The sequence below is a fragment of the Candidatus Njordibacter sp. Uisw_002 genome, assembly GCF_047730155.1.
Taxonomy (GTDB): Bacteria; Pseudomonadota; Gammaproteobacteria; order Pseudomonadales; family Balneatricaceae; genus Njordibacter.
This window is the reverse complement of the sequence record NZ_CP159832.1, coordinates 395,167-409,781: the sequence shown is the minus strand read 5'-3', so window position 1 is coordinate 409,781 and position 14,615 is coordinate 395,167. Positions and strand designations below refer to the sequence as shown.

Annotated in this window: 15 protein-coding genes; 2 read left to right on the top strand and 13 right to left on the bottom strand. The window is 43.2% G+C overall.

Annotated features, from left to right (window positions below):
* The first annotated feature begins 8 nt into the window (after positions 1–8).
* A complete protein-coding gene (fabB, locus tag ABXT42_RS01960) occupies positions 9–1,226 on the top strand; it encodes a beta-ketoacyl-ACP synthase I (RefSeq protein ID WP_443628705.1) in 1,218 nt (405 codons plus the stop codon).
* A gap of 46 nt (positions 1,227–1,272) precedes the next feature.
* Here the strand turns inward: fabB and ABXT42_RS01955 are convergent, their stop codons facing one another.
* The 7 genes from ABXT42_RS01955 to ABXT42_RS01925 all read right to left on the bottom strand — a co-directional run bounded on the left by ABXT42_RS01955 (position 1,273) and on the right by ABXT42_RS01925 (position 6,922).
* Positions 1,273–1,950: a lysophospholipid acyltransferase family protein gene (locus tag ABXT42_RS01955; RefSeq protein WP_443628704.1), complete on the bottom strand. Its 678-nt coding sequence runs from the start codon at positions 1,948–1,950 to the stop codon at positions 1,273–1,275.
* Positions 1,951–1,984: 34 nt separating this feature from the next.
* The gene (locus tag ABXT42_RS01950) at positions 1,985–2,233 is read right to left on the bottom strand and encodes a MoaD/ThiS family protein (protein WP_443628703.1); all 249 of its coding nucleotides are present in this window, start codon (positions 2,231–2,233) and stop codon (positions 1,985–1,987) included.
* Positions 2,230–2,727 (bottom strand): cyclic pyranopterin monophosphate synthase MoaC, encoded by a 498-nt coding sequence (gene moaC / locus ABXT42_RS01945; RefSeq protein ID WP_443628702.1) that lies wholly within the window; start codon positions 2,725–2,727, stop codon positions 2,230–2,232. Before moaC ends, ABXT42_RS01950 begins: the two co-directional genes overlap by 4 nt.
* 13 nt (positions 2,728–2,740) lie before the next feature.
* Positions 2,741–3,868, bottom strand: coding sequence for a 1-acyl-sn-glycerol-3-phosphate acyltransferase (locus tag ABXT42_RS01940; protein WP_443628701.1), 1,128 nt, complete (start codon positions 3,866–3,868; stop codon positions 2,741–2,743).
* A 15-nt stretch (positions 3,869–3,883) separates the two neighbouring features.
* The gene (gene moaA, locus ABXT42_RS01935) at positions 3,884–4,876 is read right to left on the bottom strand and encodes a GTP 3',8-cyclase MoaA (protein WP_443628700.1); all 993 of its coding nucleotides are present in this window, start codon (positions 4,874–4,876) and stop codon (positions 3,884–3,886) included.
* A gap of 138 nt (positions 4,877–5,014) precedes the next feature.
* Complete coding sequence (gene rfbD, locus ABXT42_RS01930; RefSeq protein WP_443628699.1) at positions 5,015–5,914, bottom strand: dTDP-4-dehydrorhamnose reductase; 900 nt, start codon at positions 5,912–5,914, stop codon at positions 5,015–5,017.
* A gap of 3 nt (positions 5,915–5,917) precedes the next feature.
* Positions 5,918–6,922 carry an adenosine deaminase gene (locus tag ABXT42_RS01925; protein WP_443628698.1) on the bottom strand — a complete coding sequence of 335 codons (1,005 nt, stop codon included), beginning with the start codon at positions 6,920–6,922 and terminating at the stop codon, positions 5,918–5,920.
* 287 nt (positions 6,923–7,209) lie between these two features.
* Between ABXT42_RS01925 and ABXT42_RS01920 the strand changes: the two genes are divergently transcribed.
* The gene (locus ABXT42_RS01920; protein ID WP_443628697.1) at positions 7,210–7,485 is read left to right on the top strand and encodes a diacylglycerol kinase; all 276 of its coding nucleotides are present in this window, start codon (positions 7,210–7,212) and stop codon (positions 7,483–7,485) included.
* Between the two features lie 56 nt (positions 7,486–7,541).
* Here the strand turns inward: ABXT42_RS01920 and ABXT42_RS01915 are convergent, their stop codons facing one another.
* From ABXT42_RS01915 to bioB, 6 genes are all read right to left on the bottom strand, one after another.
* Positions 7,542–9,341, bottom strand: coding sequence for an acyl-CoA dehydrogenase C-terminal domain-containing protein (locus tag ABXT42_RS01915; protein ID WP_443628696.1), 1,800 nt, complete (start codon positions 9,339–9,341; stop codon positions 7,542–7,544).
* A 156-nt stretch (positions 9,342–9,497) separates the two neighbouring features.
* The gene (bioD, locus tag ABXT42_RS01910) at positions 9,498–10,205 is read right to left on the bottom strand and encodes a dethiobiotin synthase (RefSeq protein ID WP_443628695.1); all 708 of its coding nucleotides are present in this window, start codon (positions 10,203–10,205) and stop codon (positions 9,498–9,500) included.
* Entirely contained in the window at positions 10,202–11,020 is an 819-nt protein-coding gene (gene bioC / locus ABXT42_RS01905; protein ID WP_443628694.1) for a malonyl-ACP O-methyltransferase BioC, read from the bottom strand. The genes bioD and bioC overlap by 4 nt, the downstream gene beginning before the upstream one ends.
* Positions 11,017–11,772 (bottom strand): alpha/beta fold hydrolase, encoded by a 756-nt coding sequence (locus tag ABXT42_RS01900; protein WP_443628693.1) that lies wholly within the window; start codon positions 11,770–11,772, stop codon positions 11,017–11,019. Before ABXT42_RS01900 ends, bioC begins: the two co-directional genes overlap by 4 nt.
* A 17-nt stretch (positions 11,773–11,789) precedes the next feature.
* Positions 11,790–12,980, bottom strand: a complete 1,191-nt coding sequence (gene bioF / locus ABXT42_RS01895; protein ID WP_443628692.1) for an 8-amino-7-oxononanoate synthase — start codon at positions 12,978–12,980, stop codon at positions 11,790–11,792.
* Positions 12,980–14,053, bottom strand: coding sequence for a biotin synthase BioB (gene bioB / locus ABXT42_RS01890; protein WP_443629425.1), 1,074 nt, complete (start codon positions 14,051–14,053; stop codon positions 12,980–12,982). The genes bioF and bioB overlap by 1 nt, the downstream gene beginning before the upstream one ends.
* Between the last annotated feature and the right edge of the window lie 562 nt (positions 14,054–14,615).

The window sequence follows — 14,615 nt, the reverse complement described above, 5'->3', positions numbered from 1 at the left end:
GGTCTATTATGCGACGTGTTGTCGTTACCGGATTAGGGATTGTATCCTGCATAGGACACAATCAAGAAGAAGTTTTAGCGTCCTTAAACGCAGGCAAGTCAGGCATTAGTTTTCAGCCTGAGTACCAAGAAATGGGATTCAAAAGTCACATTGCAGGCAGTGTAGACATAGACTTTGCTAGCTTGATAGACCGTAAATTAATGCGTTTTATGGGTGATGCTGCTGCCTATGCATACTTATCTATGCAGCAAGCTATCGATGATTCTGGCCTAACAGACGAACAAGTTTCCAACCCTCGCACAGGATTGATTGCAGGTTCTGGTGGGGCATCTAATGGCAACGTTATTGAAGCTGCTGATGGCATGCGCGAAAAAGGTCTACGCCGCGTAGGCCCTTATCGTGTTACCCGCACTATGGCAAGCACAGTATCAGCGTGCCTAGCCACACCGTTTAAAATCAAAGGGTGTAACTACTCCATTACCTCTGCTTGTTCTACTAGCGCCCACTGCATTGGCAACGCTATGGAACAGATTCAACTGAATAAGCAAGATGTTGTTTTTGCTGGTGGTGGTGAGGAGTTGCATTGGAGCCAGAGTGTTTTATTTGATGCAATGGGCGCACTATCTAGTAAGTACAACGACACCCCAACACAAGCTTCACGCGCTTACGATGAGAATAGAGATGGCTTTGTGATTGCAGGCGGTGGTGGCATGTTAGTACTAGAAGAGCTCGAGCATGCAAAAGCTCGTGGAGCAAAAATTTATGCTGAACTAGTAGGATATGGTGCCACTTCTGATGGTTATGATATGGTTTCACCCTCTGGTGAAGGTGCTATGCGCTGCATGCAACAGGCGATGAGCACTATCGACAAACCTATCGATTACATTAACGCCCACGGTACTAGCACACCTGCTGGTGACATCCAGGAACTTAAAGCAGTGAAGTCTGTATTTGGTGATCAATGCCCACCAATCACCTCTACCAAGTCACTTACCGGTCACTCTTTGGGCGCTGCTGGAGTGCAAGAAGCTATTTACAGCCTTTTAATGCAAGCCAATAGCTTTATCGCTGCCTCAGCCAACATTGATCAATTAGATGAAGGTGCTGATGGAATGCCCGTGATCACTCAAAAGAAAGACAATGTGGAATTAACCACAGTGATGTCTAACAGCTTTGGCTTTGGTGGCACTAATGCAAGCTTAGTATTCACTAAATACGTAGCTTAAGACTTAGTCAATTGTCACCCAATGGTGGCAATTGACTACAATTAATCTAGGATATCTTAGAAAGGTTTTCCGTCATCCAAGAAACCATCTGTGCATGCATTTCTTTAGTTGGCACATCAGCACTGATAGGCTGTCCAATTCTTACCTCTATCTTACCAGCAGGTTTTAGCCATTTGCGTGGAGAAGACAAGTGGCCACTGTTTTGCACTATAGGCAAAATGGGTACGCCAGCTTGGTGAGCCAGCATTGCAGCCCCTTTTGTACATGGGCCCAATGCACCAGGAGGGCAACGCGTACCTTCTGGAAATATCACTACAGAAATGCCCGCATTCAACCGTTCACAGCCTTGCTGAGAAAGCTGCTTTAGTGCGTTTGTTTTGCGCTTACGATCTATGGCTATTGGGTTAAGCATCGCTAAAGCCCATCCAAAAAATGGAATGTACAGCAACTCCCTTTTAAGCACTGTACTCACAGGCAACCCAATGGTGAGCAAAAAAAATGTTTCCCAATCACTTTGATGGTTGCAAGCCACTACCAAAGGCTGATTTTTAGGTATATGGTGCAGGCCGTTTATTTCAAACGTTACTCCACAAGTTATCTTCATCCATTGCAAAACTGCACGATTACAATAACTCACAAACTTAAACCTAAAGCGACGCTTAACCACAGGAGAAGTGGTCACCAATAAAGTTGACGCAATTATGGAGATAATAGATAAACCCATATAAAAAAAGACTGTTCTAACAAGTAAAATGGGCTTAGCCTCCTGTTACTGGTGGGAAAAAAGCGACCTCACAAGACACTGGCACTAGTGTGCCTGCCTTTGCCATAATTTGATCAACTGCAACCAGCACTGTTTCATGGTTAATATCTTGAGCCCATTTTGGGTGGGTTTTTATGATGTTATCAATAAGTTGCGAAACGTTAATGTCAACATCTACCAAAACCTCAATACCCGTAACGCCTAGCTGTTCTTTAAGCTGTCCGAAAAAAAGCACTTTGATCACGCTCGCTCTCCTAAAGTAGTATCAATCACCCAATGACCACTTTTACCACCTTGCTTTTCTACCACCCGCAAGCCACTTATAATCATGCCACGATCCACAGCTTTACACATGTCATAGAGCGTTAGAGCTGCAGTAGATGCCGCACATAGTGCCTCCATTTCTACCCCTGTACGACCATTTAGCTTACACATAGTCTGGATACAAACACGATTATTAGCCACATCTGGGATCAAATCTACGCTAACCTTAGACAACATCAGAGGGTGACACAAAGGAATCAGGTCACTGCATTTTTTTGCTGCTTGGATGCCTGCAATACGAGCCACAGCCAGCACGTCACCTTTTTTGTGACCACCTCCGGTAATTAATTCCAAAGTGGACGGTAGCATTTCTACGAACGCCTCCGCACGTGCTACACGGGTGGTGACATCCTTCTCAGACACATCCACCATATGGGCATGGCCTTGATTATCTATATGGGTCAATTGTGACATAACGCGGGAATCCTTAGTCTACAACTACGACATTAAATTGTTGCTGTCGCAACACTGGATTAACATACATGGCTAACGCATGTTCTTGCTGCCTAGAGGTGAGCCCTGCAAAGCGTTGTTGTAATGCATCTGCTTCCTCATGGGACTGCCCTTGACGAATAGCATGGGCAGCCATATTAGTAGCTTGCAGCTGGTAGTTTTTAGCAATGCTTGAATCGATAGCAAGGGCGATGTCTTCTGGCGTTTCAAACTGACCTTTTAAAGGCTCCCCAAAGGCAACATGAACCTTGCCCTTGTTACCAACAATGCCTTTAACAATACTTTTCATATCTTCAAATTTAGCTTTAGTATACTCACCACTAGTTTCTAAAGCCGCTAACTCACACGCTTTTGCTTTGTCACATGGGTCAAATTCATAAGCGATAGACACAGGAACTATGTGCAAGCTATTAATGTAATCAGCATAGCTTTGGCCAGATTTTTTCTTACTCATGTATAACATTTTCATAACTGCCACATCAGTAGTATCAATACCATCTTTAGCTCTGCCTTCTCTTTGGGCAATCCAGATGTTATGGCCTGTATGCACTGAGTGATCAATATAACTGGACAATTGCATATAAGCTTTCATTTTTTCACGAACTCCAGTGGCGGAGCGCTTAACTACAAAGCTTTTATTAAGTCGCATGATGTCGCTAACATATGGCTTTTGTAACAGGTTGTCTCCAATTGCAACACGAGCTGTTTCTAAACCTTGTTGGTCTAAACCATAACTCACTAAAGCAGGGTCCATAGTAATGTCGCGGTGGTTAGAAATAAATAGGTACCCTGTATCAGGCTTTAGCTTCTCCAAACCACTATAGGTCAATTGGGAAACCGTACGTTTGAGCATTTTCCCCATATATTTAGAAATGATTTTTTGCCATGAGGATACATCTTTCACATGCTCAAATTCTCGCCTAAGCACCCACTGTATAGGAAGATTTAAAGCAGGCCCTAAGAGTGACTTTAAACGAGGATATTTGAAACGCCCTAAAACATCCAGCAGCTCTTTGTTGTTTAAAAGAGCATCGATTACCGGCCTAACTTCTTCATCGCTATAAGGCCTAATATCCTGAAATGGATCAATATTATTAGTCATGTTTAATTGTTCTTATTATCCGCCAGTGGCGTTCATGAATCGGAGAATTTGCGGCTTTTCATGCAAATCAAAATGATGCTTTTCTGGCTTTAGTGCCATAGAAGCAATAATCGCTTCTTTTATGGGCTCAATTTGCCCTGGTTGGGCCCGTAATATGGGCATAAGATCAAGACTGTGTTCATTACCTAAACACAACAATAAGCGTCCCTCTACTGTGACTCTGACACGATTACAGTCACTACAGAAATTATGACTGTGCGGAGAAATAAAACCAATCCGAGTTTTGTGGTTAGGCATGCTGTAATAACGAGATGGGCCAGCAGTTTTTTGTGGATTATGAGTTAATGGATAGTGTTGCTCAATAATTTCACGCACATCATCACTAGAGCAGTATGTCAGTGCACGATCATGACTTTCGATATTACCTAAAGGCATTTCTTCGATAAAAGCGATATCTATTCCTTTATCACGGGCAAAGTCAACTAAGTCAAGCACCTCATCATCGTTGCTTCCACGCATCACTACTGCATTAATTTTTATACGCTCAAAACCTTCTTCAATCGCAGCATTAATACCTTGTAAAACCTGAGGTAATTTTCCAGTGCGGGTCATCGCTTTAAACTTAGCCTCATCCAATGAATCTAAACTTACATTTAAACGCTTGACCCCTGCTTCTTTGAGGGCTTTCGCATGTCGCACTAGTTGTGAACCATTGGTCGTAATCAGCAGTTCATTGAGACCTTTTAGCTTGCCTATTTTATGCAGATTTTCAACTAAACCTCTGCGCACTAAAGGCTCACCTCCCGTAAGACGGATGCGAGTTACACCTAATTCTACAAATGCTTTGGCAACAAGCTCAATTTCCTCAATACTCATGATGCTATGTCGAGGCAAAAATGTCATTTCTTCTGCCATGCAATACACACAGCGAAAATCACACCGATCTGTTACAGAAATACGTACATAATCGACCTGTCGTCCAAAGTCGTCTATCAACTGATGTTGCATAAGCTCACTCACAGCCTCACTAGATGACCGCTTAATAGTTTAATTACCATGTATTATACCCGCCCTTAGCCATCTCTTCTATTTTACATTAGGTGTTAGGCGATTTAACTTGAATAGTTGATGATTAAACAGTGTTAATCAGTCTATTGATACCGGTTTAAAAACCTGATCGATGACCTTAACAAGGCCCGAGCGCCATGGTCTTTGACGTATGCCAAAAGTGGAAAGTATTTTACTACAATCTAGTACACTATAAGCAGGTCGAGGCGCATTAGCTGGCCACTCTAAACTTGTCACAGCCTCAATCGTTTGCGCCTGTGTAGCGCCATGTTTTTTTGCTGCAGCAAGTATAGCTTCAGCAAAACCTTTCCAAGTAGTCACTTCAGCACCGCTATAGTGATAGGTACCCCAAACCTCAATATCACATTCTAGCTGATTAATTATAGCAATCATCACTCCTGCGACATCATTAGCATAGGTAGGACACCCTTGTTGATCAGACACAGCCTTTACGGAATCATGCTGCTGTAATTGTCGCAAAGTTCTCAATACAAAATTATTGCCTTGAGCACTGAATATCCAGCCCACACGAAGAATAATATGTTGATGGCAGTGTTGTTTTATGAGTTTTTCAAAAGCAAGCTTAGCTTCACCATAGCGATTCACTGGAGCGGTATAGGCTTCTTCTTTGTAAGGCGCATGCTGCTGTCCGTCAAATACATAATCAGTAGATAGGTGCAATAAGGGTATACTTAATGCATTACATACTTTAGCTAATAGTAATACAGCTTCATGTTCAGCAAGGCTCTTTTCATCAAGCTGATCCTGCGCACAATCAACACTAGAGGAACCTGTAACATTTACTACATAATTGGGCTGGTGTTTAGCAACAATCTCTGTAAGAGAATCAAAAGATAAAATATCTTGCGCATGATCATTAAACGAAACTACTGACATTTCCACACTTAGCGCTCTTGCACACAACGCAGAGCCCACTTGGCTAGATGCTCCTACGACTAAAATTTTTATTGATGACATGAGTTACTGGCTATCCACATAGTGTTGTAGATTTTGATGTAACTCAGCCTTACGCGCTATGCTACAAAAGCTAGCATCGATAGCATTAGCTGTAAATTTAGCTAACTCAAGATGACTTGTGTGAAAAGAGGAGGCAACAGCTGCAAAGTTATCATTCATGTATCCACCAAAATAAGCAGGATCATCAGAATTAATACCCACACTGACTCCTTGGCGCAGTAAATCTACAATACTGTGCTGCTCCATAGACTGAAACACCTTTAGCTTGGTATTAGAAAGGGGACAAACAGTTAAGTGTATTTGTTGTTCTATAAGGCGAGATACTAGTTGAGGGTCATCGACACAACGCACTCCATGGTCAATGCGACTCACCTTAAGAATATCTAACGCGTCGGTAATATTGCTTGATGGGCCCTCTTCGCCTGCATGTGCAACCGTTAGGTAGCCCTGTTTGACTGCCTCTGCAAAGACCCTAGCAAACTTTTCTGGAGGGTGACCTATTTCTGATGAATCTAGACCTACTGCAACAATTTCTTGTTTCCATGGTTTGGCTTGCTGCAGCGTTTCAAAGGCGCTCGCTTCATCTAAGTGACGCAAAAAACATAATATCAGTTGGCTGGTAATACCCAATTCGAGCTCAGCCTGAAGCAGTGCTTGGGTTAGGCCTTCCATCACTGTGTCAAAGCTTATACCCCTGTCTGTGTGAGTTTGTGGATCAAAAAATAACTCTGTATGAAGCACATTATCGGCTTTACAGCGCAACATATAAGCCCAAGTTAAGTCATAAAAATCTCTTTTACTGATCAGTACTTGAGCTCCCTGGTAATAAATATCCAAAAATGACTGTAAATTAGAGAAATCATAAGCACCACGCACTTCCTCTGGGTTGGAGAATGGAATATCTATACCATTGCGCTGCGCTAGCTCAAACATAAGCTCGGGCTCTAAACTTCCTTCAATGTGTAAATGCAATTCTACTTTTGGCAAACCCGCAATAAATTGATACAAAATAGCATTCCCATTAGCCTGACATAATAAACGTTATTCTATCATTAATTACTTAGCTCAAGGAGCTTGGTCGGTTTTATGATCACTTCTCAGTTGATCATAAATTGATTAGACTAACAAAGGTAAGTAAGCAGCAGAAACTATAATAACAGGCAGTAAAAAACCTTATGCACTCAGCCAAACCTGACCTACGCAGCTACCCTAAAAACAGTGGATGGAAAAGAATGTATCACGCAACATCCTTCTCCCTTAAGGGCATGCTTTATTGCTTTAAAAATGAGGCAGGTATGCGTGAATATACTATGATATTTTTAGCAAGTATCCCTTTCACCATCTACCTTGGAGAATCACCTGTAGAGCGCATCCTCATGCTAGGGGCTGGTTTATTAGTGATACTCATGGAGTACCTTAACTCTGCTATAGAAACCACATTAGATCGCATTAGTTTGGCACACCATGACCTTACGGGGGCAGCAAAGGATATGGGGTCAGCCTCTGTTTTTGTTGCCGCTTTATTTTTTGTTTATGTTTGGGGTGAGTTTATTTACCGTCATTTTAGTTAATCTACTCTTATTAAAAAGCCCGCCTAGGCAGGCCTTTTATAGCTTTAGCACCGAATCTAAAACCTAAAATGCTCTTGGTCTAAGCCTTGTAGCGTGCCCGCTCCAGCTAGCATTGTAGTGGCGTGGGTCTGGGTTCTAGGCAACAAACGTGAGAAGAAAAATTGTGCTGTAAACAACTTCGCTTGGTAGAAATCAATATCACCAGCACCTTTCGCCAAAGCATCTTGAGAGACCTTTGCCGCTCGAGCAAAAAGGTATGCTTGGGTTACATAGCCTGAATACATTAAATAATCCACCGAAGCTGCACCCACCTCATTGCGATCTTTCAAGGCTGCCATACCCACTTTCATGGTCAGATCACCCCATTCTTTGTTAAGCGCCATTAGTGGCTCAATAAATTCAGCCATCACTTCATTTCCAGCTTCAGCTTTGCAGAAAAGATGGATTTTCTTAGTAAAAGCTTTAAGGCTTTGGCCCTGCGTCATGAGCACTTTACGCCCTAAAAGATCCAATGCTTGGATACCAGTAGTGCCTTCATAAATAGTCGAAATGCGTGCATCGCGAACAATTTGCTCCATACCATATTCACGAATGTATCCATGCCCACCAAAGCATTGCATACCCAAATTGGCAGACTCTAAGCCCGTTTCAGTCATGAATGCTTTAGCAATAGGTGTCAATAACGACAATAGAACTTCAGCTTCTTTGGCTTCATCTGTGGTGCCATTATGTGTGACAGTGTCATTTAATTGAGACAAATAATAAACTAACATACGTCCGCCTTCAGCAAAGGCTTTAGCTGTTAACAGCATCCTACGAACATCTGGATGAACAATGATTGGATCTGCGGGCTTTTCTGGCTCAACTGGACCAGCAAGAGAGCGCATTTGCAAACGCTCTTTGCTGTATTCTAAAGCACCCTGAAAGGCGCCTTCAGCTGAACATAACCCCTGCACTGCAGTACCTATACGCGCAATGTTCATAAAGGTGAACATGCAACTTAAACCTTTATTTGCTGGGCCAATAAGGTAACCTTTGGCGCCATCAAAGTTCATTACACAAGTCGCATTACCATGAATGCCCATTTTGTTCTCTAACGAACCGCATTTCACTTGATTACGCTCACCAAGGCTACCATCTGGATTAACATTAACCTTAGGTACGATAAACAATGAAATGCCTTTAGTACCCTCAGGCGCACCAGGTAAACGAGCAAGTACGATGTGCACAATGTTATCCACCATGTCATGCTCACCAGCAGATATAAATATTTTTGTTCCCGTAATGGCATAGCCACCATCTGCTTGAGGTTCGGCTTTGGTGCGTAATAAGCCTAAGTCTGTTCCACAATGAGACTCGGTTAAACACATTGTGCCAGTCCAGCGCCCCTCGACAAGAGGTAATAGATACAGTGTCTTCTGTGCATCAGTACCATGAGTTTCTATAGTATTCATCGCACCATGGCTTAGCCCCGGATACATACTCCAAGACCAGTTGGACGTGCCACTTAACTCGTTAATCATTGTGCCTAAAGACTCAGGCAACCCTTGCCCTCCAACAGATGGACTATGTGAAATAGAGGGCCAGCCGCCCTCTACATAACGCGCATAGGCTTCTTTAAACCCAGCGGGCGTCGTTACATGACCATCATCCCACGTACACCCCTGCTCATCGCCAGAAGCGTTAATAGGAGCTAGCACGTTTTCAGCAAACTTTGACGCTTCCTCAAGGATAGCATCAATTGTTTGTACATCAATATCCTCATTTCCTTGTAATGTTTTGTAGTGGTCAGACATGGCTAACACTTCGTGCATTACAAATTGAATGTCGCGTTGTGGGGCTCGGTAACTAGGCATGATGGCTCCATTTTTTTACAGCATAAGGGGGTATTTTCAAACAGTCGTTTGAAAATACCTTGTTTCCTATTGCTAGGTCAATTGTGAGACTTCATAGTCATCAAATAAAGCAATAAAGGCGTGGGAAGAGCACTCAAGATTCAACTAGCCAAAACGCTACTTAAGCAATAGGTTCAATTTCAGATAAGTTTGGCAAGCTTCAATCCTTGCCAAGGGAGAATCTACACTGACAAGGTTAGGAACCAAACCCAGCATAGGAGCTGGTATGCGATCTTTTAAAGTAGCAATATTAGCATCCAGCTCAATCATTTCAGGATCAACACAGTTAGCAACCCAACCTGCCAGCGTTAAGCCGTCCCTGGTAATCGCCTCGACGGTTAATAGCGCATGATTAATACATCCCAGGCGCATACCCACTACCAACACAACAGGTATAGATAAGCCTATGGCAAGATCGGCCAAAGTTTCACGCTCATTAACAGGCACCCGCCAACCACCAGCACCTTCTACTAAAGTTAAATCTGCCCCCTGCATTATCACACCACTAGTGTAACCAACAAGGCGATCTACTTGCATACGCTGCCCTTCTTTTTGGGCTGCGATATGGGGGGCAATAGGATCAATAAAAGCCACTGGATTAACCTGCTCATAATATAAAGGCAGTGTGCATTGTGCTAAAAGTTGTTGGGCATCATCATTTCTTAAACCATCTTTAGTTTCGATACAGCCAGCGGCCACAGGCTTAACTGCAGCTGTAGTCAAACCTTGGCTGCGTGCCTGAGCTAAAAGCGCACAAGCGATCATAGTTTTTCCAACATCAGTGTCTGTGCCAGCTATGAAGTAGCGTTTTTTTATACTCTTCATACAACTACCTTGGTTTTAGCTTTAATATAATAAACCTCATAGGTGACTGGCAGCTGGCCTTTCTCATCTCGCAAAGACTCATATGCCTGCACCATTTTACGCAAACGTCCAACTCCCATCAAACCCTGTGCTGCATAAGCATTATGATTACTTGCACCCAGTTGCTTTAAATCCTTAGTGAGTTGCTGCACAGATTTATATTTAAGTTCGATTAGTCTGCACTCAACGCTTACTTCTACGAAGTGGTTTTTAAGAGCCTTACGTAAAACCTCTAACGGCACAAACTCATTAACGTGCTGATAATTATCCACTTGGCCCCACGCCCACTTAAGTTGATGTAAGGTTTGTGGGCCTAATGTAGCACAGTGAAAAAAGCCATCTTCTGTCAAACAGTGGGCTACACCAGAAAATACAGCATCAAGGTTTTTGCACCACTGAATAGCTAAAGAGGAAGTCACTAAGTCATATGTACGGGCGTGGCCTGGCAAGGCCAAGGGAATTTGTTGCGCGTCACCTAATTGCCAGTTGAGTTTGCTGTTATGGTGACACGATTGAGCGTAGTCAATCATACCTTGTGCAATATCTAAACCCGTAACCTTAGTCACAGCTTCAAGATTAGCCAACTTAGCGCTGACATATCCTGTTCCACTGCCAATGTCCAACACACGACCTTGGTGAAGACCTGCACCCTTAGTGATTAGTTGGTCCGCCACGAGGCGCTGCAAGCCTGCAACTTGATCATAATTTTTAGCTGCTTGACTAAATGAGTGAGCCACATCTTGCACATCAGGTAAAAAATTTGTATTAGATATCACAAGGGCACCTCAAGGTGAAGAAAATTGGCCATCTGTCTCGTGACTCCACAATGTTCCAGTAAATAACCGTGAGCGCCTTCCACATAATTCACTTGCACGCTAGTAGGCAACTGTAACTGGCTCACCCATTCAAATGGTACCAATGCATCATGAGTAGCCAGCTCTATATAGCAGGACTGGGTGAGCTGACAAAGGTGCACTCGCTCATCTAATTCTTGCAATAACTTAAGACCAAAAGCTTTGCTCACCTGCACCTGCATAAGTTCAAGCATTTGCTCTACCAAAATCTTAGGAGCTACTGACCCTTTGGCTTGCAGACTTGCAAAACGTCGTAAGGTTTTGCTTGCCAAAGCCTCATAGCCTTGCTGAAATTGTGCCAACAAATTTGGTAACATGGCACTTGGCCAATTAGCCCCACTGGTAAATTTAGGGTTCACTGCTATTAGTGTGACGCTTTGAATGCGTGTATCGTTATGGGCCATGCGAATCGCTATTTGCGCACCTAATGACCAACCTAAAATATGGTATTGGTTTGGAAGAAATTGCTTGGTGCTAGCAATCCACTCATCAAGCTGTGAAATATTATTACGTTTGCCAGCAATAAAGGCATCCTTCCCGTGCCCTGGCAAATCCAGTAGTATCAGTTCATATTGACCCTGCAAGTCGTTCAGCATCACATCAGACCAACAGTTATTGTCATAACCCCAACCATGAAGTAAAACAAGCTTAGGTTTTTCAGTTATCGTAGACAAAGTTTTGAGGTCTCCATTTACTCTTTCACCGACGGCAACAAGCCTTGCTTTTGCAGCACGGCTAAGGCCTCAAGCAACTTTTGTAAATGGCTCTCTGTATGCGCCGCAGATAAAGTAATTCTTAAGCGCGCAGTGTCTTTTGGCACCGTTGGTGGGCGAATGGCTGTAACTAACAAACCCATGTCCTTAAGTGCGCTGCTTACTCTTAGTGCCACAGTTGATGATCCTAACATGATGGGCTGAATAGCCGTATCACTGGGCATCAAAGGCAGGCCTAGCTCTTTGGCTCGCTTCTTAAAAACATCAATCAAGTGTTTAAGATGCTGCTGTCGCCAAGGTTCATCTGTCAACAAATTAACCGCAGCAAGGCTTGCAGCAGCTATTGATGGTGGAAGAGCGGTGGTGTAAATATAGTTACGAGAAAACTGTATAAGACTTTCGATCAGCGTATCACTACCTGCTACAAAAGCACCATAACTACCCAAAGCCTTACCTAAAGTGGCCATATAAATGGGGCACTCTTTAACTGTAAGACCTTGTGCTATAGCACTACCTTCACCGTTGGGGCCAAGCACACCAAAACCATGGGCATCATCAATCATCAGCCAAGCCCTTTGCTCATTACAAACCTGGCTTAGTGGCTTTAGCGCGGCACTGTCACCATCCATACTAAATACGGCATCAGTGGCGACCAAACGTCGTCTTGCTTGAGTATTTTTTAGTTGTTGCTGTAAATCAAGGCTGTCATTGTGACGATAGCGCTTAAATTTAGCTGCACTTAGTAGCCCACCATCCAATAGAGATGCATGATTCAAACGGTCTTGGTAGATGGCATCTTGGCGCTCTAGCAGGCTGCTGATCACCCCCATATTGGCCATATAGCCACTAGAAAATAACAATGCTCTGGGACGTTGCGTAGCTTTAGCTAATGATTCTTCTAGCTCATGATGCAGATCAGTGTGACCTACGACCAGATGTGATGCCCCACTGCCTAATCCGTAATCAACACAGGCTTTTTTCGCAGCACTGATCAGCTGCGGATGGTTAGCTAAACCTAAGTAATCATTACTACAAAAAGCCAGTAGAGCCTGCCCATTTACCTTTAGTTCTGGGGCTTGTGGCCCTGAATGTGAAGTTCGGCTGCGATACAAATCATCAGCTTGGCGTCGCTTAAGTTGCTCATCAAAAATGTGGTCTAAACTGTGCATTAGAGACTAGCGTCAACAAACATGTGCTCCGAGCGTGCATGATTAATCGCCTGTTCGATGGCACCTTGGTGTGCCTCATCAGAAACATCTTGGCCTTTTTCAGGACGAATGCCTAACTTAGAAAATAATGCTCTGTCTTTTTGTGCAGCTGGGTTTTCGGTAGTCAGCAATCGCTCACCATAAAATATTGAATTAGCACCGGCAAAGAAACACATCGCTTGCATTTGCTCATTCATTTGCTCCCTTCCCGCAGACAAACGCACATGAGATTGGGGCATTAATATACGCGCAACAGCTATAGTGCGTATAAAATCGAATGGTTCAAGGTCTTCAATTTGATCTAAAGGAGTGCCTTCAACTTTTACTAACATGTTGATAGGCACGCTTTCTGGATGCTGTGGCATATTAACTAACTGTTGTAACAACCCCACGCGATCCCTTAAGTCTTCTCCCATTCCTACGATCCCACCAGCACACACTTTCATGCCAGAATCACGCACATTGGTTAAGGTATTCAAGCGATCTTGATAGGTTCTGGTAGTGATAATAGACCCATAAAATTCTGGTGAAGTGTCAAGGTTATGATTGTAATAATCTAACCCCGCTTCAGATAATTCTTGGGCTTGCTCTGGCGCTAACATGCCTAAAGTCATGCATGTCTCAAGGCCCATAGCTTTTACTTCTTTAACCATCTCTAATACGTATGGCATATCTTTAGCACGGGGATTTTTCCAAGCAGCTCCCATACAAAAACGAGTTGCCCCTGTGGCTTTCGCAGCCTCAGCCTCTATGATCACTTCTTTGACTTTCATTAAGCGCTCAACTTCTAGACCAGTATCATTATGAACACTTTGTGGACAATATTTACAATCTTCAGGGCAAGCCCCCGTTTTTATAGACAATAATGTGCTGACCTGTACTTCATTGGGGTCAAAATGCTTGCGATGAATTGTTTGAGCCTTAAAGAGGAGGTCATTCATTGGCAAAGAGAACAATTGAGTGATTTCATTAACACCCCAATCATGTCGCTGGTCAATTTTCAAAAGTGAACTAGACTTAGTGTCTGTATTCATAGAAGTGTCAGTGGAAGTGTTCGTTGATGTCATGGAATTGCCAGCTTAGGAGTTCAGCAAGCATATTAAAAGCTAGGCATTTTTAGTCAACTAATTAGCTCAAGGAGGTTTACATCTGGTCATTAATTAATCAATTCAAGCAGGTCATTCAACCATCTTGCATGGTTTGCGGTGCACACCCACACCAACAAGATAATCTATGCACGGCGTGTCGCTTAGACATACCATAGAGCAAAAACTCCTGTGATGTGTGTGCCACGTTTTTGAGTTATAACAAACTAGATAGCAATCAAATTTGTCTTGACTGCTTGCAAGAACCGCCGCCATATACCAAAACAATATGCGCTTTTGATTATTTTGCCCCTATTAGTGGACTGCTCAATCAATTCAAGCATCAACGTAACCTTGCCGCTGGCCGCCTACTCACATCGTGCCTAAGCAAAACTATTACTAAGGTAGCGCTAAAAGATAAAGCGATGATGCCGCAATTACTTATACCCGTACCCTTACATAAACGCAGATTAAGACAACGAGGATTTAACCAAGCACAATTTATCGCTAC